The organism is Cognatiyoonia sediminum (assembly GCF_900129845.1).
GTDB lineage: Bacteria > Pseudomonadota > Alphaproteobacteria > Rhodobacterales > Rhodobacteraceae > Cognatiyoonia > Cognatiyoonia sediminum.
Window position 1 is genome coordinate 54,344 of the sequence record NZ_FQXB01000005.1, and the last position, 23,369, is coordinate 77,712.

The 23,369-nt window shown below is 53.5% G+C and carries 27 protein-coding genes; 13 read left to right on the forward strand and 14 right to left on the reverse strand.

Translation table 11 applies throughout. From position 1 onward, the window contains the following. Nucleotides 1–9: 9 nt before the first annotated feature. Nucleotides 10–897: a LysR family transcriptional regulator gene (locus BUA85_RS13635; protein WP_072902030.1), complete on the forward strand. Its 888-nt coding sequence runs from the start codon at nucleotides 10–12 to the stop codon at nucleotides 895–897. Beyond that, nucleotides 887–1,795 carry a DMT family transporter gene (locus BUA85_RS13640; RefSeq protein WP_341350632.1) on the forward strand — a complete coding sequence of 303 codons (909 nt, stop codon included), beginning with the start codon at nucleotides 887–889 and terminating at the stop codon, nucleotides 1,793–1,795. The genes BUA85_RS13635 and BUA85_RS13640 overlap by 11 nt, the downstream gene beginning before the upstream one ends. Here BUA85_RS13640 and BUA85_RS13645 read toward each other — a convergent pair. Then, on the reverse strand, nucleotides 1,777–2,100 hold the full coding sequence (locus BUA85_RS13645) for an ArsR/SmtB family transcription factor (protein WP_072902231.1): 324 nt from the start codon (nucleotides 2,098–2,100) through the stop codon (nucleotides 1,777–1,779). The two genes, BUA85_RS13640 and BUA85_RS13645, sit on opposite strands and share 19 nt — an antisense overlap. Before the next feature lie 231 nt (nucleotides 2,101–2,331). Between BUA85_RS13645 and BUA85_RS13650 the strand changes: the two genes are divergently transcribed. The 5 genes from BUA85_RS13650 (at nucleotide 2,332) to BUA85_RS13670 (ending at nucleotide 4,872) form a co-directional block, all read left to right on the forward strand. Next, complete coding sequence (locus BUA85_RS13650; protein ID WP_072902035.1) at nucleotides 2,332–2,667, forward strand: AtpZ/AtpI family protein; 336 nt, start codon at nucleotides 2,332–2,334, stop codon at nucleotides 2,665–2,667. Further along, nucleotides 2,657–3,409 carry a F0F1 ATP synthase subunit A gene (locus BUA85_RS13655; RefSeq protein ID WP_072902036.1) on the forward strand — a complete coding sequence of 251 codons (753 nt, stop codon included), beginning with the start codon at nucleotides 2,657–2,659 and terminating at the stop codon, nucleotides 3,407–3,409. The genes BUA85_RS13650 and BUA85_RS13655 overlap by 11 nt, the downstream gene beginning before the upstream one ends. 47 nt (nucleotides 3,410–3,456) lie before the next feature. Continuing rightward, on the forward strand, nucleotides 3,457–3,681 hold the full coding sequence (locus BUA85_RS13660; protein ID WP_072902038.1) for a F0F1 ATP synthase subunit C: 225 nt from the start codon (nucleotides 3,457–3,459) through the stop codon (nucleotides 3,679–3,681). Between the two features lie 77 nt (nucleotides 3,682–3,758). Next, nucleotides 3,759–4,307, forward strand: a complete 549-nt coding sequence (locus BUA85_RS13665) for a F0F1 ATP synthase subunit B' (RefSeq protein WP_072902040.1) — start codon at nucleotides 3,759–3,761, stop codon at nucleotides 4,305–4,307. Nucleotides 4,308–4,311: 4 nt separating this feature from the next. Then, on the forward strand, nucleotides 4,312–4,872 hold the full coding sequence (locus BUA85_RS13670) for a F0F1 ATP synthase subunit B (protein ID WP_072902041.1): 561 nt from the start codon (nucleotides 4,312–4,314) through the stop codon (nucleotides 4,870–4,872). 48 nt (nucleotides 4,873–4,920) lie between these two features. Here the strand turns inward: BUA85_RS13670 and BUA85_RS13675 are convergent, their stop codons facing one another. The 4 genes from BUA85_RS13675 to BUA85_RS13690 form a co-directional block, all read right to left on the reverse strand. Next, nucleotides 4,921–5,664 (reverse strand): heme-dependent oxidative N-demethylase family protein, encoded by a 744-nt coding sequence (locus BUA85_RS13675; RefSeq protein ID WP_072902043.1) that lies wholly within the window; start codon nucleotides 5,662–5,664, stop codon nucleotides 4,921–4,923. Then, nucleotides 5,665–6,432, reverse strand: a complete 768-nt coding sequence (locus tag BUA85_RS13680; RefSeq protein ID WP_072902045.1) for a FadR/GntR family transcriptional regulator — start codon at nucleotides 6,430–6,432, stop codon at nucleotides 5,665–5,667. A gap of 100 nt (nucleotides 6,433–6,532) precedes the next feature. Further along, on the reverse strand, nucleotides 6,533–7,186 hold the full coding sequence (locus tag BUA85_RS13685) for a YiaD family glycine zipper/OmpA-like lipoprotein (RefSeq protein ID WP_072902047.1): 654 nt from the start codon (nucleotides 7,184–7,186) through the stop codon (nucleotides 6,533–6,535). Nucleotides 7,187–7,314: 128 nt separating this feature from the next. Continuing rightward, the gene (locus BUA85_RS13690) at nucleotides 7,315–8,154 is read right to left on the reverse strand and encodes a methylated-DNA--[protein]-cysteine S-methyltransferase (protein ID WP_072902049.1); all 840 of its coding nucleotides are present in this window, start codon (nucleotides 8,152–8,154) and stop codon (nucleotides 7,315–7,317) included. A 61-nt stretch (nucleotides 8,155–8,215) separates the two neighbouring features. On the opposite strand from BUA85_RS13690, the gene nth reads away from it, so the two are divergent. Next, nucleotides 8,216–8,860, forward strand: coding sequence for an endonuclease III (nth, locus tag BUA85_RS13695; RefSeq protein ID WP_072902051.1), 645 nt, complete (start codon nucleotides 8,216–8,218; stop codon nucleotides 8,858–8,860). After that, nucleotides 8,857–9,846 carry an adenosine kinase gene (locus BUA85_RS13700; RefSeq protein ID WP_072902052.1) on the forward strand — a complete coding sequence of 330 codons (990 nt, stop codon included), beginning with the start codon at nucleotides 8,857–8,859 and terminating at the stop codon, nucleotides 9,844–9,846. The genes nth and BUA85_RS13700 overlap by 4 nt, the downstream gene beginning before the upstream one ends. Here BUA85_RS13700 and BUA85_RS13705 read toward each other — a convergent pair. From BUA85_RS13705 to BUA85_RS13715, 3 genes are read right to left on the reverse strand one after another with little or no spacing between them, the layout of a single operon-like run. Then, the gene (locus tag BUA85_RS13705) at nucleotides 9,824–10,531 is read right to left on the reverse strand and encodes a hypothetical protein (protein WP_072902054.1); all 708 of its coding nucleotides are present in this window, start codon (nucleotides 10,529–10,531) and stop codon (nucleotides 9,824–9,826) included. The genes BUA85_RS13700 and BUA85_RS13705 overlap by 23 nt on opposite strands. A 14-nt stretch (nucleotides 10,532–10,545) precedes the next feature. After that, on the reverse strand, nucleotides 10,546–10,956 hold the full coding sequence (locus tag BUA85_RS13710; protein ID WP_072902056.1) for a DUF3052 family protein: 411 nt from the start codon (nucleotides 10,954–10,956) through the stop codon (nucleotides 10,546–10,548). After that, on the reverse strand, nucleotides 10,953–11,771 hold the full coding sequence (locus BUA85_RS13715; RefSeq protein WP_072902057.1) for a sulfotransferase family protein: 819 nt from the start codon (nucleotides 11,769–11,771) through the stop codon (nucleotides 10,953–10,955). Before BUA85_RS13715 ends, BUA85_RS13710 begins: the two co-directional genes overlap by 4 nt. A gap of 152 nt (nucleotides 11,772–11,923) precedes the next feature. On the opposite strand from BUA85_RS13715, the gene BUA85_RS13720 reads away from it, so the two are divergent. Continuing rightward, complete coding sequence (locus BUA85_RS13720; RefSeq protein ID WP_072902059.1) at nucleotides 11,924–13,501, forward strand: DUF5928 domain-containing protein; 1,578 nt, start codon at nucleotides 11,924–11,926, stop codon at nucleotides 13,499–13,501. A 6-nt stretch (nucleotides 13,502–13,507) separates the two neighbouring features. Then, entirely contained in the window at nucleotides 13,508–13,873 is a 366-nt protein-coding gene (locus tag BUA85_RS13725) for an HIT domain-containing protein (RefSeq protein ID WP_072902060.1), read from the forward strand. Here the strand turns inward: BUA85_RS13725 and BUA85_RS13730 are convergent, their stop codons facing one another. Continuing rightward, nucleotides 13,874–14,797 carry an ABC transporter ATP-binding protein gene (locus tag BUA85_RS13730; protein ID WP_072902062.1) on the reverse strand — a complete coding sequence of 308 codons (924 nt, stop codon included), beginning with the start codon at nucleotides 14,795–14,797 and terminating at the stop codon, nucleotides 13,874–13,876. It abuts the gene before it with no gap. A gap of 83 nt (nucleotides 14,798–14,880) precedes the next feature. Here BUA85_RS13730 and BUA85_RS13735 point away from each other — a divergent pair, with 83 nt between their 5' ends. Both BUA85_RS13735 and polA read left to right on the forward strand, forming a co-directional pair. Then, nucleotides 14,881–15,060, forward strand: a complete 180-nt coding sequence (locus BUA85_RS13735) for a zinc-finger domain-containing protein (RefSeq protein ID WP_072902232.1) — start codon at nucleotides 14,881–14,883, stop codon at nucleotides 15,058–15,060. A gap of 64 nt (nucleotides 15,061–15,124) precedes the next feature. Continuing rightward, nucleotides 15,125–17,926, forward strand: coding sequence for a DNA polymerase I (gene polA, locus BUA85_RS13740; RefSeq protein ID WP_072902064.1), 2,802 nt, complete (start codon nucleotides 15,125–15,127; stop codon nucleotides 17,924–17,926). Nucleotides 17,927–17,990: 64 nt separating this feature from the next. Here polA and BUA85_RS13745 read toward each other — a convergent pair whose 3' ends face one another. The 5 genes from BUA85_RS13745 to BUA85_RS13765 all read right to left on the reverse strand — a co-directional run bounded on the left by BUA85_RS13745 (nucleotide 17,991) and on the right by BUA85_RS13765 (nucleotide 23,352). Further along, nucleotides 17,991–18,458, reverse strand: a complete 468-nt coding sequence (locus BUA85_RS13745) for an Hsp20 family protein (protein WP_072902066.1) — start codon at nucleotides 18,456–18,458, stop codon at nucleotides 17,991–17,993. Between the two features lie 129 nt (nucleotides 18,459–18,587). After that, nucleotides 18,588–19,397: a trypsin-like serine peptidase gene (locus BUA85_RS13750; protein WP_110559103.1), complete on the reverse strand. Its 810-nt coding sequence runs from the start codon at nucleotides 19,395–19,397 to the stop codon at nucleotides 18,588–18,590. 54 nt (nucleotides 19,398–19,451) lie between these two features. After that, the gene (gene glcF / locus BUA85_RS13755) at nucleotides 19,452–20,771 is read right to left on the reverse strand and encodes a glycolate oxidase subunit GlcF (RefSeq protein ID WP_072902069.1); all 1,320 of its coding nucleotides are present in this window, start codon (nucleotides 20,769–20,771) and stop codon (nucleotides 19,452–19,454) included. After that, on the reverse strand, nucleotides 20,771–21,883 hold the full coding sequence (glcE, locus tag BUA85_RS13760) for a glycolate oxidase subunit GlcE (RefSeq protein ID WP_072902234.1): 1,113 nt from the start codon (nucleotides 21,881–21,883) through the stop codon (nucleotides 20,771–20,773). Before glcE ends, glcF begins: the two co-directional genes overlap by 1 nt. Nucleotides 21,884–21,915: 32 nt before the next feature. Continuing rightward, nucleotides 21,916–23,352 carry an FAD-linked oxidase C-terminal domain-containing protein gene (locus BUA85_RS13765; protein ID WP_072902071.1) on the reverse strand — a complete coding sequence of 479 codons (1,437 nt, stop codon included), beginning with the start codon at nucleotides 23,350–23,352 and terminating at the stop codon, nucleotides 21,916–21,918. Nucleotides 23,353–23,369 lie beyond the last annotated feature (17 nt).

Sequence of the window (23,369 nt, forward strand, 5' to 3'; positions counted from 1 at the left end):
GTCAGGTTTATGGACAGTTGGGACGAAATAAAAACAGCGTTTCACGTTGCACGCGCTGGAACGGTCAGTGGAGCGGCGGAAACGCTTGGGGTACACCACGCAACGGTTATTCGACATATCGATGCGCTTGAAGGTCGGCTGGGCGTGAAGCTTTTTCAGCGCCATGCACGTGGGTATACGCCGACCGAGGCGGGATCGGATCTGTTGCAGGTTGCTGAGACGACCGATGATCAATTCAGTCAGCTTGAGGGTCGGATCAAAGGGCTCGGGCAAGGTGTTTCTGGCGATTTGGTTGTGACCACGCTTGGCAACTTGGGCGGTCTCTTGGCGCCTGTTCTGGTCGAATACCAAGTTGAAAATCCAGATGTTCGGGTGCGGCTATTGACCGGCGACCGTTTGTTCCGCTTGGAATATGGCGAGGCACATGTGGCAATCCGCGCCGGCGCAATGCCAGAAGAACCAGACAATGTCGTACAGCCGTTTATGGCGCAGCGCATGGCGTTGGTAGCTTCCAAATCCTACATTGAGCGGCGTGGTTTGCCGGTGTCCGAGGAAGATTTGGTTAATCATGACTTCGTTGGCCACGACAACGACGAAAGCCGGGCGCCGTTTAATCGTTGGCTTCGAGATTTCGTGCCGGCTGAGCGCATTGTCTTTCGCGCGACCGACAGCCGGGTCATGCGCGAAGCGATCCTTGCAGGCGCTGGGATTGGGTTCGTGTCGGGGTATGATGCCGATGTGAATGGCGATTTTTTAGAAGTCATTGCGAGCAAAGACAGCTGGTCCGCGCCCCTTTGGCTGGTGACACATGTGGATTTGCACCGTACCGCCAAGGTCCAGTCATTCTTGTCTTTCCTCAAATCGCGTGCCGAGGAATGGAAAGCCAGTGAGGCCTAGTACAGCCGGCCACCTCGCGATGTTGTTGTTTTCTGCACTGGTGGCGGGATCTTTTGCGCTAGGTGTCCTGGCCGCGAACGAAATTGCCCCAGAGGCGCTGAGTGCCGTTCGCTTCATCATCGCGTCCGTTTTGCTTGGGGTTTTGTGTTGGTGGAGTGGTGGGATACCCAAGTCGGCCCTGCGCGCCATTTGGCGGTATTTCCTTCTAGGCGGCGTGTTCTCAGTCTATTTCGTGCTGATGTTCGAAGGTCTCAAAACCGTTGACGCTGTAAGTGCAGCAACGGTCTTTACACTCACCCCGATCCTTTCGGCAGTCTTTGGGTGGCTCCTTTTGCGACAAGTCATGTCGGCAAGGATCGCTGTCGCCTTGGGGGTTGGAGGAATTGGCGCGATTTGGGTCATTTTTGATGCTGATTGGGTGGCGATCGCCAATTTCGAGATCGGCCGAGGCGAAGTCATTTATTTTTGGGGATGTGTGGCTCACGCGGTCTACACGCCCCTTGTCGCAAAGTTGAACCGCGGGGAAAGCCCGGTCGTTTTTTCTTTTGGCACTTTGCTCGGAGGCACCTTTGTATTGGTTCTTTGGGCGATGCCTGCAGCGCTCCAGACCGATTGGGTAAATCTACCTAGCATTGTTTGGGTGACGATTTTCTACACAGCAATCTTTTCCAGTGCCGCAACTTTCACGCTGTTGCAGTTCGCGACGTTAAGGCTGCCTAGTTCGAAAGTGATGGCTTACACCTATTTAACGCCTAGCTGGGTATTGTTGTGGACCTTGGCAATGGGGACAGGCACGCCGGATCCGATGGTCTTGATCGGGGTCGGTTTGACTGTGATTGCGTTACTTCTTTTGCTGCGCAACGACAGCAGCGCAAACAGCTATTCAGAAAGTTCCTGATCGAGAAACTTTTCAAAGGCGTCTAGGTCGATGGCGTCCATCTGTCCGAAGGCTTTCATCCAAGTTGATGCGTCTCGCAACGCGTCGGGCTCGAGCTTGCACCATTTTACGCGTCCGCGTTTTTCCTGGCTGATGAGGCCAGCGCTGGTGAGAACGGCGAGATGTTTGGAGATGGCCGCGAGCGAGATATCAAAAGGCTCTGCCACATCTGTGACGGCCATATCGTCTTCGAGAAGCATCGAAAGAATGCGTCTTCGTGTGGCGTCGCTGAGTGCGGCGAATACGATATCGAGTTGGGCGTCCATGGGCGACATCAAGCACCGCAGCCGATAATCGTCAACCATTTGGTTGAATATTGAATTGGAACAAAACTTAGGGATTTGAAGGGAAGAGGGCACCATTCTCTCATCTTCATTCGGCACGAAAATATTTTAAAAACAGATACTTAATGGGGTAAAATGGTTACCGATTCCAGCGTTGACTCTAGTCCGTCTGCGCCGTAGCACTCCCTCAACCTTCCAAGTGGGAGAAATGCGTTGGTGGATGAGGCTGATAAGCGCCGATTGGAGGAGCTCGAAGCCCGGATTGAGGCGGCAAAGACGCCTGAAGAAACCAAGCACCACTCGGAAGAACATTACTCTCAGGCGCAACTTGCCTGGCGAATGGTGATAGAGCTTGTGGCCGGTCTGATGATTGGCTTTGGCATCGGATACGGGCTGGATATCCTTCTAGGGACCACGCCGATTTTTCTGGTGCTGTTTATTTTGTTTGGCCTCGCGGCGGGTGTTCTCACCATGATGCGATCAGTCAAAGAAGTGCAGGAAAAGCGGACCCGTGCCGCAGAAGAAGAGGGCCAAGAGAATGGCAACTGAAGGCAAAGAAGACGGCGGCCTTGTATTCCACCCACTGGATCAGTTCATCGTTAAGCCACTGTTCGGCGACGGTCCTGTTGCTTGGTACACGCCAACGAACGTAACCCTTTGGATGGGTATCGGCCTTCTGTGCATCATTTTGCTGTTTGTCGTCGGCTCACGCGGTCGCGCAATCGTTCCGACGCGAGTGCAGTCTATTGGCGAGCTGATCTATGGCTTCATTTATAAGATGGTCGAGGATGTAACGGGCAAAGACGGCGTTAAGTACTTCCCATACATCATGACGCTTTTCGTGTTCATCCTTTTTGCGAACTACCTGGCGCTCTTGCCAATGTCTTACTCACCAACATCGATGATCGCGGTTACGGCGGTTCTTGGTTTTGGTGTGTTCATCGCAGTAACGATCCTTGGTTTCGTCAAGAACGGTGCAGCATTCTTGGGTCTATTCTGGATGTCCGACGCTCCAGCTATCTTGCGCCCGATCATCGCCGTGATCGAAGTTATCTCATACTTCGTCCGTCCGGTAAGCCACTCCATTCGTTTGGCTGGTAACATCATGGCGGGCCACGCGGTTATTAAAGTGTTCGCAGGCTTTGCAGCGCTGACATTGGTCAGCCCGGTTGCAATCCTCGGTATCACCGCAATCTACGGCTTGGAGGTCCTTGTGGCCGGTATTCAGGCCTACGTTTTCACTATTCTGACCTGTGTTTACCTCAAGGATGCGCTGCATCCGTCGCACTAAGGTCACGAACCCTAATCACTGAAATTCCATCGTAAGGAGAAAATATCATGGAAGGTCAACTCGCACACATCGGCGCAGGTCTTGCAGCTATCGGTTCCGGCGCAGCCGCGATCGGTGTTGGTACAGTTGCTGGCAACTACCTGGCAGGCGCTCTGCGCAACCCATCTGCTGCTGCGTCTCAGACAGCAACACTCTTCATCGGCCTCGCATTCGCAGAAGCACTCGGAATCTTCGCATTCCTCGTGTCTCTGCTCCTGATGTTCGCCGTTTAAGAACAACTCGATTATCCTTACGGCTGGCTGGGGCGACTGTCCCAGCCGGTAAATTCAAAAGGTAAACGGGGGCCGGAATGGCAACAGAAACCATAGATGCAACAGTAGGTGCCTGCGTCGACGCCGGGGGATATGCCCTTGGCATGCCGCAGCTTTGCGCAGACTGGATCCCAAACCAGGTATTCTGGCTGATCCTATGCCTGATCGCGATTTACTTCGTGATGAGCCGGATCGCCTTGCCCCGCATCGGGGCTGTGCTGGCCGAACGGTCGGGCACAATCACAAATGACCTCGCCGCAGCGGAAGAGCTGAAGCAAAAGGCCGTTGAAGCAGAAGACGCTTACAACAAAGCTCTTGCAGATGCCCGTGCAGAAGCTGGTCGCATTGTCGCTGAAGCGAAAGCCGAAATTCAAACTCAGTTGGATGCCGAGATGGCGAAAGCTGACAAGAAGATCATGGAAAAGACCGCTGAAAGCGAAAAAGCTATCGCTGAAATTCGCGCAAGCGCCAAGGAGTCAGTGAAGACTGTCGCCAAGGACGCCGCGAAAGAGATCGTTGCAGCAATGGGCGGAAAAGCAGATGCGAAATCGATTACATCGGCTGTGACTGCTCGGATGAAGGGGTAAGAACATGCGCGTTTTGACTACATCCCTCCTGGCCATGGCAGCGACACCGGCATTTGCGGCTGGCGATAAGCCTTTCTTCTCCTTGGCGAACACAGATTTTGTCGTTTGGATCGCCTTCCTGATCTTCGTTGGCATTTTGCTGTACTACAAAGTACCCGGCACCGTTGGCAAAATGCTGGACGGTCGTGCTGATGCGATCAAGGCTGATTTGGACGAAGCGAAAGCGCTTCGCGAAGAAGCTCAAAGCCTTCTAGCGTCTTACGAGCGCAAGCAGAAAGAAGTTCAGGAGCAAGCTGATCGCATCGTATCTTCTGCGAAGGAAGAAGCGACACGTGCCGCTGAAGCTGCAAAGGGCGACATCGCAAAATCCATCGAGCGTCGTCTGGCCTCTGCAGAAGAGCAAATTGCCAGTGCTGAGGCTTCCGCCATCAAAGAAGTGCGCGACCAAGCTATCGTTGTTGCGGTTGGTGCTGCGGAAGACCTGATCGCAAAGCAGATGGACGCCAAGGGCGCCAACAGCTTGATCGACGAAGCGATTGCCGCGGTTGGTGAAAAACTACACTAAACGCGAACTGATAAATTCTAGAAGGCCTCGGCAATCGCCGGGGCCTTTTTAGCTATTGGGTTTTGTGATCGTGGTATGGACGGAAAAGACCACCGCGCCCGTCTTTGGTAATCTCCAAACTGTCTGCCGCTCTGATCGTTCGTATGTCCCCGCCATGTGATCGTCGGTTCTTGGTTCAGCCTCGGTTCTTGGGTGATGCAGAGCAGGGTCTGAATAATTCAGAAAGTTTGCCCGCCACATGGGTTGGCCAACCCGAACGCCATCAAACAATCGTTGGACACGTTTTGCGATATTGGTGTCATATTCTGGGACCGGTCGGTGGATCGCAATGAGGGGCTTTCCTATCTTCTCTGCCAACGTCCAACTGGCGGGAAAGCACAGTAGAGCCGCGGTCAAAACGTGCTCGTCACCGATCTTTTGCAGAATGCAGATGTCTTCTTGGATGAGTTTCGAAAGCGTCTGCAGCGGCAATTCGAAATTGAGGTCGATGCGGGTTTTGTCTGGGCAGATCACATGTTGATAGCGAACCTCAAAATCCGTTCGGTCCCGAAGGAGTTGAAGAACCTCGGACAATACTTCCCGCGCGGGCTCTTGGGCGTCAGGAAGGCATCGCAAAACAGCGTCTTCCTTCGTTGCCAACAGCCTAGCTTTCTCAGCCAACTGAGTAGAGTAGGCTTCATCAACGGTTATCCAATCGACTCCACGCAGCGGTTGCATACCCGGCAGGCTTCGCGCCGCCACAGATCGTTGGTTCGGGTCTAGTTGGTTTTGAAGAACAGGTTTGGTTGCCATCTAGCGCTTGGCTTCGTGTTCATACCGCCGCTGTGCAAAGGCCTCGTTCTTCTCGGCTTTCTGATGATCGGCCAAAGCCTGTTCGACGTAATCGAGATGCGACGCAACTGCGGCTTTCGCCCGTTCTGGGTCTCTTTCTTGCAGCGCATCGTTTATCGCACGATGCTGATCCAACAAATGGTCTCGGGTCATTCTCTGTTTGAACATGACAGAGCGATTGTAAAAGACGCCTTCGCGCAAGAGTTCATACATAGATCGCATCATGTGCAGCATAATGATGTTGTGGCTTGCTTCGATAATCGCGAGATGAAAATCGGCGTCGAGAGCCGCTTCTTCGGTTGGGTTACGCTTTTGCTGCGCCACTTCCATCTTCTTAAAGATCGTATCGATCACTTTCAGATCGGTATCTGATCCTAGCCGCGCCGCACGTTCAGCGGCCAAACCTTCCATGTCGCGCCGGAAACTGATGTAGTCGAAGACTGCACTATCGTGGGTTGCAAAAAGTGTGACCAACGCAGGCGCGAAAGCGCTTCCCAGAACGTCTGCTACGAAGACGCCAGCACCGGCCTTTGATGTGAGCAGCCCCCGATCTTGGAGGTCTGACAGTGCTTCTCTGAGCGACGGGCGTGACACGCCCATTTTCTCGCTAAGCTCGCGTTCAGAAGGCAGCCGTTCTCCGGGTCGCAAAATCCCCCTCAGGATCAGCTCTTCGATCTGTCGGACGACACTCTGAGATAGTTTCTCTTGTTGAACCGTTTGAAAAGGCATCGCGACCTCATGCTCTATTGGTCAGTTTATATTACCAGAGCATGACTTCGCCAACAAAAAAGGGCCGCATGAAGCGGCCCTTCGTGTACTTAGTTCGAGCTTAACCGTTCGGAATTATGACCACTTCGACGCGGCGGTTGGCTTGACGACCTTCTTCGGTCAAGTTCGTCGCGACCGGAGCATCCTCGCCTCGCCCAATCGATGCGATACGTGTTGGCGACACGCCGGAGCCGATCAGAACGCTGCTTACAGCCTGTGCGCGGCGTTGCGAAAGATCGAGGTTGAATTCGGCACTGCCAGTATTGTCTGTGTGACCGATCACGCTGACGGACGTGTCAGGAAAACGATTGATTGATCCTGCTAAGGTCTGAAGCTCAGTTTGAGAAGCTGCTGACACCGCTGTGCTCTCGGTCGCAAACAAAATGTCTTCTGCGAGCGTCACAGTCAGGTTCTGACCATTGTTCACGATGCCCACGTTGTTGCCGAGGGAGGCGCGAAGCTCTTCCTCTTGTTGGTCGAGCTGGTTGCCAATCGCGGCACCACCCGCTGCACCTAGAGCTGCGCCAAAAACAGCACCGCGCCGACGATCTTGAACGCTATCGCCTGTCAGAATGCCAGTTAGTGCGCCTACGCCCGCGCCGATCAAAGCACCTTGCTGCGCGTTTTGGTTGTTATTTGGAGAGCTACCATCGCAAGCCGCAACAAATGCGAGCGAGCCTGCGGCGAGAAGAAGAGGGAATTTTGTCAATGCCATTGTACTGGTTCCATTATTTTTAGGTGGCGCAATCTGCCACGCCTGTCGATGCTTCACATTAAGGCGAAATTCCCGATGCTATTCAATAACGGCGCTTGGAAAGGCGGGTTTCCGCTTACTTTTTCGCACTAGGCGGCGGCATCTTCACGCGCAGATTCCCATGCCAGCAACGAACGCTTGACCGCTAACCCCCAGTGATAGCCACCGAGGGCCCCTGATTTCCGAAGGGCGCGATGACAAGGGATCAAAAGGCTAACAGGGTTTCTCCCAACTGCTGTCCCAACGGCTCTAACGGCCTTTGGCTTGCCAATTGCCTCTGCAATCTCGCTGTAGGTCGTCACATGACCCGGCGGGATCATCAGAAGAGCTTCCCAAACCTTTAGCTGAAGCGGTGCGCCGATCATGTGTAGCCTGGTTTCACCAGATAGCGAGAGCGTCGCCTCGGCCCATGGACGGATTGCCTCAGGGTTTTCTACAAAGTTTGCCTTAGGCCATCGTGATGTCATGTCCACCATTGCTTCGTCTTCGCCCGTCACGGCAGAGAAGGCCAAGCCGCAAATTCCCTTGTCTGTGCCCATCAGGAGAGCAGGGCCAAACGGACTTTCAAACCACCCCCAATTTATCGTTAAATCTGATCCACCTTTAGCAAAGTCTCCTGGGGTCATTGCTTCCCAGCGCACAAACAGATCATGCAGTCGGCTGCTTCCGGAAAGTCCAACAGCATTCGATGTTTCAAGTGTCGTGAAACGATCTCGCAAAAGCGACTTGGCGTGCCCGAGGGCGAGGTACTGTTGATAGCGTTTCGGACTGACACCGACCCATTGGGTAAAGAGCCGCTGAAAATGGGCCGGAGACATGTTCATTTGCCGCGCAAGCTCTGTCAGCGAAAGTGGTTCGCTGTCATGCGCATCGATCAGTTCAATCGCGCGCGCGATGACTTGGTAATGATATGAGTCGTTCTGTTCCATGTAGCTAACCTAGGAAAAGCAATGATTGCAGGCGACCCGAAAATTGCGCATAGATTTTCGGATGGCAAAGCAACTTGACTACAATACGATCCGAGAGATTTTTGAGCGGTTTCAGGAAGCTGAGGCGGAGCCGAAAGGCGAGCTGAACCACACCAACGCCTATACTTTGGTCGTGGCGGTGGCTTTGTCGGCGCAGGCAACCGACAAAGGTGTGAACAAGGCGACGGAAGCCTTGTTCAAAAAGGTCGAGACGCCGCAGCAGATGCTTGATCTGGGGATCGATGAGCTGACGGACCATATCAAGACCATCGGCCTTTATCGCCAAAAGGCCAAAAACGTCATGAAGATGAGCCAGATTTTGGTCGATGTCTATGACGGCGTTGTTCCGAATTCGCGTGCGGCTTTGCAGTCGTTGCCCGGCGTTGGCCGTAAGACAGCAAATGTCGTGCTTAATATGTGGTGGCAGCAACCAGCGCAGGCGGTGGACACTCATATCTTTCGCGTTGGAAATCGCTCCGGCATAGCGCCTGGAAAGGATGTCGATGCTGTCGAGCGCGCGATTGAGGACAATATCCCAGCGGACTTTCAACTTCATGCGCACCACTGGCTTATCCTACACGGACGGTATACTTGCGTCGCGAGAAAACCAAAATGCGCGGCCTGTTTGATCCGCGACCTTTGTATGTTTGAGGACAAGAACTTATGAGCAATTTCGACGTCATTGGGATCGGCAATGCAATTGTCGATGTGATTTCTCCTGCTGAAGATATGTTCCTTGATCAGATGGGCATCGAAAAAGGGATCATGCAGCTTGTCGAAAAAGACCGCGCAGAGGTTCTTTATGCGGCCATGCGGGATCGGGTCGAAACACCAGGCGGGTCTGTTGCGAACACGATTGCCGGACTTGGCGGGCTTGGTTTGACGACTGCATTTATTGGTAAGGTGAAAGATGACGCGCTGGGCCGGTTCTATGCCAAAGGTATGGAAGATGCAGGAACAGCGTTCCCGAATGCTCCGGTTCAGAATGCAGATGCGCCCACGTCGCGGTCGATGATTTTTGTCTCCCCGGATGGGGAGCGTTCGATGAACACATACCTCGGCGCTGGTGCTGACCTAAACAGTGGCGATGTGTCCGGCGATTTGTTCGGTGGCAGCAAGTTCCTGTTTTTGGAAGGCTACCTTTTTGACAAGGATGACGGGAAGACCGCGTTTAGTGAAGCGGCACGCTTGATGCATGCTGCCGGCGGGAAATCGGGTATCACGCTTTCTGATCCGTTCTGTGCGGATCGCCATCGTGAAGGCTTTCAACGGCTCATCAAAGAGGACTTGGATTTCACGCTAGGCAACGAAGATGAGTGGAAGACGCTCTACGAAACAGACGATCTGGATGCTGCATTGGCCCAAGGGTCGGCGGCGTGCGACACAATCGCTTGCACTCGCTCAGGTGATCCGATCCTGCTCATACGCAACGGAGAACGGGTCGAGGTGCCGGTTACATCGATCACGCCGGTTGATGCGACAGGGGCAGGGGATCAGTTTGCGACGGGGTTCATCTATGGCATGGCAACCGGCCAGCCGCTTGATGTTTGCGGTCGAATGGGCTCTGTGGCCGCTGCTGAGGTCATCCGGCATATTGGCCCTCGTCCTCAAGCCGATCTAAAAGTGTTGTTTAAGGACGCCGGACTGATCTGAGCCAAAGCGCATCAAGCGCGTCGATGGCATCAACGTCGAAACGGTCTTCTACTTTCCAGTATTTCCCGCTTGGGACATAGTAATCCAAACGTGTCTCTTCTGCCTCGGCGGCTGCAACCAATTCTTCGTTGAACGACGCTGGTTTAAGTGCGCCAACATCAGCGACATCTGTTCTTGGAAACACCAACCGGCTCTCTTCTTTGCTCAGGTTCACCATAGCGCAACCTTGTTGAGCTGCTTTCACCAGCAGTCGTGCGGACTTTGCTTCTAGGCTTCGAAGGGTTTTGTCCTCTCGCAGTGGATCAGCAGTTCCCTTGCCATAGAAGTGGGTCCGCTCGGTTTTCGGATAAACCATGTCGCACCCTAGGACCGCAATTGCTCTTGGTTTGAGGGCGGCTAAAGCCCAATAACTCGCTGTGAAGGCCATTGTACCACCTGCGTAGACGAAACCTCCGTATTGGTTCTGGAGCGGGACGTAGTCTATCGCTTGAATGACCTTTTGATCAGGCGCCATCTGTGGAGGCATCCGATCCTCAGGGAAGTCAGAAGGATGCACAAGATGCGTCCAATCAGGTCGGACGCGCCAAGCGTTGTTGATCGCGACAATGTGGTTAAATGGCACATCTGACCAATCCTTAGCGGTCAACACGTTTGGCCCGCTTCCAAGCAAGAGTACCAATGTCATTTTGGGGCCTTTTTCTACTGACGCAGTTCTTTTCTGATTACCAACTTAAGCCCAGACCAAGTTGCGTCCACCGCGCAGACTTTCACATCAACCAAAATTCCCGACAATGCGATCTCCCTGATCACATCTTCGGTTATGTCAGTATCTACTTTCGAGGCTCTCTTTGGCCAGCTTACCCAGATCATTCCATCACGCGCCATTGAGGCTAAGCATTCAGAGAGTAAGTGCTCTAGCTCCGCGCGAGCTGATGAAAAGATATGATAAACCGCTCCGCCGGTTCGAAGTTCGTATTCAAAACTTACATCCGGTCGACCTTCGCCAAGTAGGTCCAAGTAATCTTTAGGCGGGTTCATCAGGCAGACGGTTTGCCCTTCATTCAATCCAAGCTTTTTCCAAAGCGGATTGCCTGAATATCCGGCCGTCATTCTCCTAACTTTGCGTGGACTTCCGTCAGATCAATCTCTCCGGTTGGCATTTTGTTCGACGGGTCTTCAAAGTCATATTTGAAGAGCTGGAAATCGCGTTTGTAGATTTCGTAGACCAAATGCATCGACAAATCGTCAAAATAGTCTTCCACCGGGAAGGCCCGCTTTGGCCCATGTCCTTCGCTTTCGTTAAAGCGAGGGATTTTTGTGATGTCTACAGGCTTGGGCGTTTCAATTTCATCCAAAACGGCTTTCATACCGTCGTTGAAATGTTCCGTCCAAAAAATGCGATCGTATTTACCACCATTCACAATGAACGTTGAGATATGGCCGGACATGGCTGACCAGTGAATGTCAGGCTCCATCGGGCGGCGCCACCGAATGGTGTCGCGCGCAAAGAGCAGAAAGCGGCGGAACGACTTAATCTGGTCGAATTCAAAGCCGGTTTCAGGATCGCCGACCTCGATCCCGTATTTCTGGATCAGCAGAGGGACCAGGTTGCCGCGATAGCGTTTGCCGTTGCGCTGAATGCCGCAAATCTTGTCAAAGAACGAAGATAGAATGCGGGTGTAGGGGTTTCGGACGCAGGTGAAAGCGTAGCTTTTGTGGCTTTCAATGTTGGCGGTGATCAGAGGTTGGCTGTCTTCCAACGCCCATTTGTGCATGCCACCCTTTGCATCATGAATGTCGCCATCGAAGAACTCACCGTGATCGGAATAGTACATGATTTGCCCAATGGTCGAACACGCGCATTTAGGCACGACGCGATAGACGACGCTCTCGCTTTCCGTCATCCAGGTCCCTGGAAAACCCATATGTCAGCCTCCGCGCGAGCTGTTGGACAAATTGCTCGCCTTGGGACACTGTATTAGTTGAGCCTTTACGGCAAAGAAACCCTGTATATTCAATGTCGCTTCTTGTTATTAGTTCCGAACAATAGCCCGATAATACACCGACTGTTTCGAGAATGGCAAAAATAGCATTCATCCTCCTGTGTCATAAAGACCCAGAGGCCATCATACAGCAAGCAAAACAGTTCACGGCTGTCGGAGATTACATCTCGATTCACTTCGATGCGCGGGCACCGAAAGAGGCATATGACCTCATCCGAAAAAAACTCTACGGCAATCCAAACGTCGCTTTTGCCAAGAAACGGATCAAATGCGGTTGGGGGGAATGGAGCCTTGTACAAGCAACTTTGTATGCGGTCGAAGCAGCAGTCGACGCGTTTCCGCGAGCAACTCATTTCTACATGGTGTCTGGCGATTGCATGTCGATCAAATCGGCAAAATACGCACATAAGTTTTTGGACGCCAACGACGTCGATTATATTGAGAGCTTCGATTACTTCGAAAGTGATTGGATTAAGACGGGCCTCAAAGAAGAACGATTGATTTATCGCCACTGGTTCAATGAGCGCACACAGAAGCGACGGTTCTATTGGAGTTTTTGGACGCAACGCAAGCTTGGCATCACCCGAGAGGTTCCGAACGACATTCAAATCATGATTGGGTCGCAGTGGTGGTGCCTGCGGCGTCGTACAATTGAGTGGATCCTCAATTTTGTGAAAGAGCGGCGGGACGTTGTTCGGTTCTTCAAAACAACTTGGATTCCAGATGAGACATTCTTTCAGACTCTGGTGCGCCACCTGGTGCCTGCGGATGAAATCAAGACACGTACGCTGACCTTCTTGATGTTCACCGACTACGGAATGCCGCTGACGTTCTATAATGATCATTATGATCTGTTGATCGGGCAAGACGGCCTATTTGCCCGCAAGATCAGCCCGGAAGCTGCTGAATTGAAGTCTCGTCTCGGTAAGCTTTACGCGTCAGACCAAGAGGATTTTAACGTTTCCGCCGAAGGCTGGAACCTCTTCAAATTTTTGACGGGACGCGGCCGGATTGGCAGGCGGTTTGCTCCTCGGTTTTGGGAAGCAGAGGCAACGCTTGGCAGAGATCGAGAATTGTTCGTGATCGTTTGTAAGAAGTGGCACGTTGCTAAACGCCTTTCGGCATCGATTAGAAACCACACGGACATTCCAGCGATCGACTATCTATTTAACGAAGATCAAACTGACTTGCCGGATCTTGGCGGCATTCAGACGTCACTGGCCAAACGAACACGCCATAGGCGCTCTCTTATGCGGATGTTGTTTGACTACTACGAAACGGAAAAGCTCGTCATTTGTTTGGACACCGCGAATATCGATCTTTTGGAGGATTTCTTTTCCGACCGGTCTCGTGCTCGGCTGTTGGAGGTCGAATGCGATTTCTCTGACGAATACCTTATTGGGCACGCCAAACGCGTAGGTTTGGCAGCACCTGACTCCAGTCAAGAAACGCTTGGACAAATTATCCCGACAATCCGCTACGATATAGCCTTTGAAAGTGAACGCATTCAGGACAGTAATTTCCAAGGCTACCACCGCATTCAGCAAGACCATAGCCAAGCGAAAAATGCTGAAATCCTTGGGTCTTTCCTTGATGTGACACCCGAAGTGGCGCAAGAGTTGTCGGCAACGCCTTACCTCTTTGATGGATGATTTTAGATGCAGTTTGACTATGACGATCAGAATATCTTTGCGAAAATTCTGAGGGGCGAAATCCCGAACAGCACGGTTTTTGAAAGCGAGCACGCGCTTGCCTTTCACGACATTCAGCCGCAAGCGCAAGTGCATGTTCTGGTCATTCCAAAGGGTCCATACGTGAGCCTCGATCACTTTGCCCGCGACGCCTCAGCAGAGGAACAGGCGGGGTTTATGGCGGCCGTGGCAGAGGTGTGTCGCATCACCGGTGTAGTTGACGGGTTTCGCGCTATCGCGAATACCAGAACCCATGGTGTCCAAGACGTACCGCATTTTCATCTGCATATCATCGGTGGCCAACAGCTTGGTCGGATGTTGCCGCGCGACTGATTATTCTGTCAGCGACAAGAAAACATCTTCGAGATCTGGGATATCCGTCTGAATGTCTTTGATGACCACGCCCGCTTGCCGAAGGTGATCGAGGACTTCGTTGTCTGAGATGTTTGCAGGTCGATAGGATAAGCGAAGCGCGCCGTCTTCTGTTGTTTGCTGTGATATCTCGGCAGGCAGGACGACACGGGATACTGCTTCGGCAGGGGTGATGACCAAAGTCTTACTGTCGAGCTTGGATAGTAGGTTTGATGTTGTGTCGCGGACGATCAATTCCCCATGGTTGATGATCGCGATCTCATCGCACATTTGCTCCGCCTCTTCGAGGTAGTGCGTGGTGAGGATGATGGTCATGCCCTCATCATTCAACCGACGCACATTTTCCCAAAGCTGATTGCGCAGAGTGATATCCACCCCAGCGGTTGGCTCATCTAGCACCAAAATTTGAGGACTATGAACCAATGCTTTGCCGAGTAGCAGGCGCCTGCGCATTCCGCCGGAAAGGGAGCGCGCATAGGCATTGGCTTTGTCGCTTAGACCGATCAGCTCGAGAATCTCCGCTGTCTTGCGCTGCATGCGCGGAACACCATAAAGGCCTGCTTGAACATCTAGGGATCCAGCAGGGGTAAAGTATGGGTCCAGATTGGGTTCCTGCGGCATGATTCCAATGGACGCCCGCGATTGGCGCGGGTTTTCATCTTGGTCAAAGCCCCAGATTTTGACCGACCCTTCGGATTTCGTGACCAGACCGGCTAGAATGTTGATTAGTGTCGACTTTCCCGCGCCATTTGGCCCCAAGAGACCAAAAATAGATCCTTGGGGGATATTCAGGTCGATCCCCTTCAAAGCGACTTTTGCCTCTTGCGTTTTGGACGCGGCATAAGTCTTTCTTAGGCCAGAAATTTCGATAGCATTGGCGGTCATTGGCGTCTTTTCCCCAGCGCAGGCCTGCGATATGAATGCTTGAGTTAAGGCGGATTACCTCCGCATCAACAGACAGGCCAGCCATGACACGTCCCGCACCGGAAACCAAGATTGTAAAAGACTATCGCGTTGCTTGCGACGGTGGCGAAAGTGGTTTTGGACACCCGCGCGTGTATCTGCAAATTCCGACGGATACAGGTTGGGTTGAATGCCCATATTGCGACGCGAAATACGTCCACGAAGATTTCAAAGATCAAGCCTGATCCTTCTGGTCCCTTCCTCCGGTTCATGCGAAACTAGATGAACGATTGACTGGGGGAGCGCGACATGACCACGCAATTCGGTAAAAGCTGTCATCTTCATTTGATTGATGGGTCGGCGTTTATTTTTCGCGCCTATCACGCTCTGCCCCCGCTCACGCGGAAATCAGATGGATTGCCGGTGGGAGCGGTCAGCGGTTTCGTGAACATGCTTCAGCGCTATGTCGAGGGGAACACCGGCCCAGACGCCGCGACCCACGTGGCCGTGATTTTCGATAAAGGCAGCCATACATTTCGTAATGATCTTTATGACCAATACAAAGCGAACAGAGAGGCGATGCCAGAGGATTTGCGCCCTCAAATCCCACTGACACGTGACGCAACGCGGGCCTTCAACATTGCATGTGAAGAGATTGAGGGGTTCGAGGCTGACGATATAATCGCGACATTGGCCCATCAGGCGCGCGATGCGGGCGGTCGTGTGACGATCCTTTCGTCTGACAAAGACTTGATGCAGCTGGTCGGTGGCGGTGTCGAAATGCTCGACCCGATGAAAAATAAGCGGATCGATACTGATGGCGTGCATGAGAAGTTCGGCGTCGGGCCGGAGCGGGTGGTTGATGTGCAGGCGCTTGCCGGTGATAGCGTTGATAACGTTCCAGGTGCGCCCGGAATTGGGATCAAGACAGCCGCGTTGCTGATAAATGAATATGGCTCTTTGGAAGAGCTTCTAGATCGCGCAGAAGAAATCAAACAGCCCAAGCGGCGTCAGACTTTGATCGATAACCGGGACCAGATCGAATTGTCCAAGCAACTGGTGCAATTAGACTGCGACATGGAATTGCCGTTCGATCTCGACAGCTTGGAAATCAAAGACGCCGATCCAGAAACTTTGATGGGGTTCCTTGCGGAAATGGAATTCCGCACTGTGACCAAACGGATTGCGGATAAGTTGGGGATCGAAGCGCCCGTAATTGCCGATGTCGCACCGACACCTATTGAAACCTCTGCAGCTGAAGCGGTGCCGTTCGATCAGGCAACCTATTCGAAGGTTGCCGATGCGGCGACCCTCGAAGACTGGATTGGGCGCATTCGAGAGCGTGGCTATGTGGCTGTCGATACTGAAACCACAGGCTTGAACGAGATGACAGCAGATCTGGTTGGCATCTGCTTGTGTGTTGAGGCAGGGGACGCTTGCTATATCCCGCTGACCCACAAGGCGTCTGCATCCGACGATCTGTTCGGGTCGGATGAACTTGCTCAAGGACAGATGGGTTTGGACGAAGCGCTCGCGCTCCTCAAGCCTGTGTTGGAAGACCCTTCGGTTCTGAAAATCGGTCAGAACATGAAGTACGATGCAAAGATTTTCGCGCGTGTCGGCATCGATATTGCAGCCATGGACGACACGATGCTGATGTCGTACGCGATGAACGCAGGCCTGCATAATCATGGGATGGATGGGCTGTCAGAACGGTACCTCAATCACAAGCCAATTGAGATCAAATCGCTGTTGGGGACAGGAAAATCCGCCATCACCTTTGATCGTGTGCCAATCGAGGACGCTGTGAAATATGCCGCGGAAGATGCGGATATTACACTGCGTCTGTGGCAACTGTTCAAGCCGCAACTGCATGAAAAGTGCGTCACGACTGTCTACGAAACGTTGGAACGTCCTTTGGTGCCGGTGTTGGCCCAAATGGAAAGGACAGGCGTCAAAGTTGACCGGGATACGCTGTCGCGGATGTCGAATGCCTTTAGCCAAAAAATGGCAGGGCTAGAGGCCGAGCTTTACGAATTGGCGGGGCGTGAATTCAACGTACAAAGCCCCGCGCAGGTTGGCACAATCCTGTTCGACGAAATGGCGTTGGAGGGGGGCAAGAAAACCAAAACCGGCCAGTGGTCAACACCTGCCGATGTGTTGGAAGACCTTGCCACCGAACATGATTTTCCGGCCCGAATTTTGGACTACCGCCAACTGGCCAAGCTGAAATCCACCTATACGGATGCCCTTCAGACGCATATCAATGTGGAAACGGGTCGGGTTCACACGTCCTATTCCATCGCTGGGGCCAACACTGGCCGGTTGGCCTCTAATGATCCTAACCTTCAGAACATTCCGGTGAGGACGGAGGAAGGCCGTCGTATTCGCGAAGCATTCGTCGCGGAACCTGGTAAGACGCTCGTATCGCTCGACTATTCACAGATTGAGCTTCGCATCCTCGCACATATCGCCGGTATCGATACGCTCAAACAGGCGTTCAAAGATGGGCACGACATTCATGCGATGACTGCTTCGGAGATGTTCGACGTTCCGCTTGATGAAATGACGCCAGATATCCGGCGCCAGGCGAAAGCGATTAACTTTGGTGTGATTTACGGGATCAGCGGGTTTGGGCTTGCACGCAACTTGCGTATCCCACGGGCGGAGGCGCAGGGCTTTATCGATCGTTATTTCGAACGGTTCCCCGGCATACGAACCTATATGGATGACACCGTCGCCTTCGCGAAAGAGCATGGCTACGTGGAAACATTGTTCGGTCGCAAGATCAATACGCCAGAGATTAACGCCAAAGGCCCGCATGCAGGTTTCGCAAAGCGCGCGGCGATCAATGCTCCGATCCAAGGAACAGCAGCGGATGTGATCCGCCGCGCCATGATTAGGATGCCGGCCGCTATCGCGGGCCAGCCTGCTAAAATGCTTTTGCAAGTGCACGATGAATTGATATTCGAAGTTGCCGAGGATGGCGTCGATCAGCTGATCGAGACAGCGCGCGAGGTCATGGAAGGGGCCAGCGATCCAGCGGTTCGTTTAGACGTCAAGCTTGCCGTGGATGCGGGTCAGGGCGCCAACTGGGCAGAGGCGCATTGACCATTACGCACAAAAAACACCGCCCGATTGGGCGGCGTCTGGTGACTTCGTTCAAGTCTGAGACCTAGTTCACTTTCTCAGCGTCGATCACGTTTGCATCGCTTGACGGAGCTTTGCTGATTTCGATCTGACGTGGCTTCAGTGCTTCAGGTACTTCGCGAAGCAGGTCGATGTTCAACATGCCGTCAACGTGGCTCGCACCTGTTACTTTGACGTGGTCGGCCAGATGAAAGCGGCGTTCAAATGCGCGCGTAGCGATACCACGGTGTAGGTATTTTCGATCTTTTCCTTCGTCAGCTTTGCGCCCGGTGATCACGAGGGACCGTTCTTTGACTTCGATTGCGAGGTCAGTGTCGGAGAAACCGGCGACGGCAATGGAAATCATCCATCCGTCTTCTTCAGTCTTCTCAATGTTATATGGAGGGTAACTGTTCTGGCCGACGTCACTGGCGAGGGCGCGATCCATGAGGTCTGCGATTTGGTCAAAGCCAACAGTGGCACGGTACAGGGGTGTCATATCAAAACGACGCATGTCGATTATCCTTCTCAAAGCGATAACTATGTTGCCCTCCATTCACGGACGGGCGATTGATTTTCGGGACCCATCATTGGCATCCCGATGATATCGATTTGGGAAGGCCCGCGGCCTATTTCAAGAGTGCTAGTTGCTGGGTCGAACGAATTTCGCGCCTGTGTCGTTACGTTCCCCGACACGCATGACCCTTTGCGTGCCACCAGGGCGCGCTGGTCCTAGAGAGGCGAAATGCGACAGAAGCGTTTGCAATGGTTCGCGTAGGGATGTGCCAAGGCTCACCTTATCTTCACCCACCTGCGCAATGGCAGAGACCACCGAAACGATCCGAGGGGCACCGTCGCTCAGCGTAAAGACGGGCGACCCGCTGGATCCTTGAACAACGTCGCATGTCATCACGACCACGCCGGTTTGACGACCGAGGACGGAACAGACCTCTTGAAGGCTAGGGGCCTCGGACCGGCCACGACCGTAGGACACGACGCCGATCTGATCGCCTTGAGTGGGTTGCTCATCGATGCGGAACGGCTGGATACGTGCGCGGCGGATAGGTTGATCCAACCGAAGAACGGCGATGTCGACCGCGACGTTTTTATCTTCGATAGAATTCGGCGAATGTTCGTATTGAGGGTGCGCGACTAGGCTATGCACACCGCGCGTCGCCTCTGCACGGCCAGAACGTAAACCAGCGCTAAATGTAAACTCGTTAGCATCGCGAATACGACCCGCATCGGTGTAAACACAATGCGCCGCTGTCAAAATCAAGTTGTCTCGGATCATTGCCGCGGTACAGAACCCATCGCGAAAATCCAACCGCCCAACCGCTTCCCAACCACGAACATCTGCGCCCGTTTCAAGCGTTCTTAAATCTGTCTCTTGTGCCGAAACGACCGATACCGCGCCGAGCCAAGCCAAAATCGCAATCAAAACGTGTTTCATCATAAACCTCTTAAAGCCGGTTTAGTGATAAAATGATACGGCGAGATTAAGGCGTTATCGCAGTATTGGTATGAAACCTGGGCGTGTGGTGTCTGGATCCATTGCGCGAGGCTTTGGTCCTCCGGTTGCCCAATCGAGCAGTTCGACTGTGTGGACAATCGGTGTATCGGTCCCGCTGCCAATCTGCATCATGCAACCAATGTTACCGGCAGAGATCACGTCCGGCGTCAGGGCTTCCAGTGTCTGGACTTTGCGTTCCTTCAGCTGGCCAGAGATTTCGGGCTGCATCAAGTTGTAAGTACCGGCAGAGCCACAGCACAGATGCGGGTCCGCTGGTTCCAGCACCGTGAAGCCCGATTTCTTCAACAGGGTCTTCGGGTGCGTTTTGATTTGCTGACCGTGCTGCAAAGAACAGGCAGCATGGTAGGCGACTTTCATATTCTTGCTCTCACCTTCCGGTAGGTCGAGCTTCATCAGCACTTCAGAGATGTCCATTGCGAGCTTAGAAACCTCTGCCGCCTCCTCTGCGAAAGGATCGTTGCGGAACATATGCCCGTAGTCCTTCACGGTCGTACCGCAGCCTGACGTATTGATGACGATGGCGTCCAACCCGCCATTGTTAATCTCTTTTTGCCATGCTTTGATGTTGGCGGCTGCTGATGCATGGCTCTGATCTTCCTTGCCCATGTGGTGGGTCAGTGCACCGCAGCATCCGGCGCCTTCAGCGACGACGACCTCTGCGCCAAGCCGAGTGAGCAATCGTATTGTGGCGTCATTGATGTCGGTGTTCAGTGCTTTTTGCGCGCAGCCTGTCATCAACGCCACGCGCATCTTCTTAGCAGGTGCTTCGAACACTTGAGGTTCGTCATTTGCGCTTACAGGTGGGATCTGCTTCGGCGCCATATCCAGCATGGCGCGCAGCCGCGGATCGGGCATCAGTCCCTTAAAAGGGCGGCCAATCTTCGCAGCAAGCAGGGCCAATCGGAAGCGATTGGGGTAGGGCAGGATTTGCGCCAGTGTCCAACGCAAAGCGCGATCCATGAAAGGGCGCTGATACCGTTCTTCAATGTAGGCGCGTGCATGATCGACAAGGTGCATATAATGCACACCTGAGGGACAGGTCGACATACAGGCTAGGCAGGACAGGCAGCGGTCGATGTGTTTGACCGTTTTCGCGTCAGGCTCACGCTCGTTTTCGAGCATGTCTTTCATCAGATAGATGCGCCCACGCGGACTATCCAATTCGTCGCCCAAGACTTGATAGGTTGGACAGGTCGCGGTGCAGAACCCGCAGTGAACGCATGCGCGCAGCACCTCGTTGGCGCGGGCCGTGCCGGGGTTTGTTAGCTGTTCCGGTGTAAAGTTGGTTTGCATTAGCTCATCAATCCCGGGTTCAGGATCCCGCGAGGATCGAACTTTGAGCGAAGCTCGTTTGAAATGAGGGCCAGTGGTTTCGGTTCGGGTTGGAACGTCGCGATTTCGGATCGGATCGCAGGGGATGCCTTGATCAAAGTTGAATGGCCCGCGATGTCAGGGATCAATGCACGAACATCAGTGCCCGATGGCGTTTCCATCCAGATGAGGCCGCCGCCCCAATCCATCAGGTAAGATGTCGGATTGACAGCTTGAATTACAGCTGGCCCATCAGATGGTTTGACTGAGACCCGCCAAATGTCGCCTTCGGCACCGCTAAGCGCTTTTGCATCACGGACATCTTGCCAAAGGAGATCGTGAGCGTCGCCGCTGATAATCTCAGCGGTTCCAATTGCGCTCAGATGTTGGGTAAGTTTTTCGGTGCGATAGGCGACCGACTTCTCAAAACCCTCGATCCGCACAACCGTATGTCCAGAGGCTGGGATATGCGCAGCACCTGTTACGTCGTAAGGCGAGCCAAGTGCCGAAGACATGGCAGCAACGGCTTGTTCTACATCCAAACCGTTTAGGATGAGTGTCGCGGCTGTTTCGTCAGCAGGCATCACTTTCAAGGACACCTCGGTCAGTATCCCCAACGTGCCAAAAGACCCAGCCATGAGCTTCACGAGGTCATAGCCCGTCACGTTCTTCATAACGCGCCCGCCGTTCTTGATGATCTTGCCTTCACCATCCACAAAGCGAACACCCAAAAGAAAATCACGGGCAGCGCCGACCGAAATGCGGCGTGGGCCACTTACGTTGGCGGCAATCACTCCGCCGATCGTAGGGCTTCCTTCTTGACCTAGGATAGCGCGGTGATCCATCGGCTCGAAAGCCAAACGCTGATTGTTCTTGGCGAGTTCGGCCTCAATCTCAGAGACCGGAGTTCCGGCCTGAGCGACGATCGTGAGCGCGCCGGGTTCGTAGAGCGTGATGCCCGAAAGTTTGGACGTTGAGATCACCTCGCCCTGCACGGGGCGTCCGTAATCTCTGGTACCACCGCCACTTATACGCAGTGGGCCGTTCGCGGACTTCAAAGCTTCGGCCAACTCGGCTTCTGTCTTGGGCTCAATCATTTTGACTACTTACTTCTGAACGTCGAGAGCTATGCCGCCGCACGGCGCGTTTCGCTGTCTTTGAGTGGGAAAACTTTTGCGGGGTTCAAAAGCCAATTCGGGTCGAACACATCTTTGACCTGCATCTGAGCTTCTAAATCCGCGTCGGTATATTGCGCGTTCATCAGGTCGCGCTTTTCAATGCCAACACCATGTTCGCCGGTCAGACATCCACCCACTTCAACACAAAGTTTCAGGATTTCCGCACCAAGCGCCTCACACGTTTCCAACTGTCCCGGCGTGTTTGCATCGAACAAAATCAGAGGATGCATGTTCCCATCGCCTGCGTGGAAGACATTGCCCACATCTAGCCCGTATTCCTTGGAAAGCTCACCAATCCGACGGAGCACGAACGGAAGCTCCGACACCGGAATCGTTCCATCCAAGCACATGTAGTCATTGATCTGGCCCATCGCGCCAAAAGCAGACTTACGCCCGAGCCAGATGCGAGCGGCTTCGTCGGCATCGTTGGCCTCTCGCAGCTCTACTGGGTTGTGCGTCTGTGCAATCGCTTTGATCTTTGAAAGCTGTTCTTCGATTTCCAGCTCTGACCCTTCAACCTCTACGATCAGCAAGGCTTCGCACAGCGGGTAGCCCGCTTTGGCAAAGTCTTCGCAGACTTCGATGCATAGCTTATCCATATATTCGATTGCGACGGGAAGAACGCCCGCCTTAATAATGTCGGACACGCACTCACCTGCCACCTCTGCGCTGTCAAAACCCATCAGGACGGGCAATGCGCCTTCTGGCTTGTGCAAGATGCGCAGAGTGGCTTCTGTCACAACACCAAGCTGACCTTCGGAACCGCAGATCACGCCGAGCAGATCAAGCCCGCCCGCGTCCAAATGCGCCCCGCCTATATCTACGATAGTGCCATCCATCATCACCATTTTGACGCCATGCAGGTTGTTCGTCGTCACGCCGTATTTCAAACAATGCGCCCCGCCGGAGTTCATAGCGATATTGCCAGCAATCGCGCAGGCCAATTGGCTAGAGGGATCCGGGGCGTAAAAGAACCCGTCGGTCTCAACCGCGCCTGTGACGCTCAGGTTCGTGCGACCAGATTGAACTGTGATCGTGCGATCAGGATAATTCGTTTCGATCACTTGGTTAAGGCGCGCAACGCCAAGGATCACGCTATCCGCAGTTGGCATCGCACCGCCAGCAAGTGACGTGCCAGAGCCGCGAGGCACAACAGGAATGCCTTCAGCATGGCAAATTTTTAGCACAGCAGCCACTTCTTCGGTCGTCGCTGGAAGAACGGCGCAGAGTGGGGGGCATTTGTAGGCCGCCAAACCATCGCATTCATAGGCGCGTGTTTCGGCAGGGTCATGAATGACCGCATCGGCCGGTAGAACCGAGTGCAGTTTCTCAACGATCATATTCTTGCGGTTTAGGATCGATTGGTCTGGCTGTGGCATCTCCATGAGAGACTCCTTTGCTG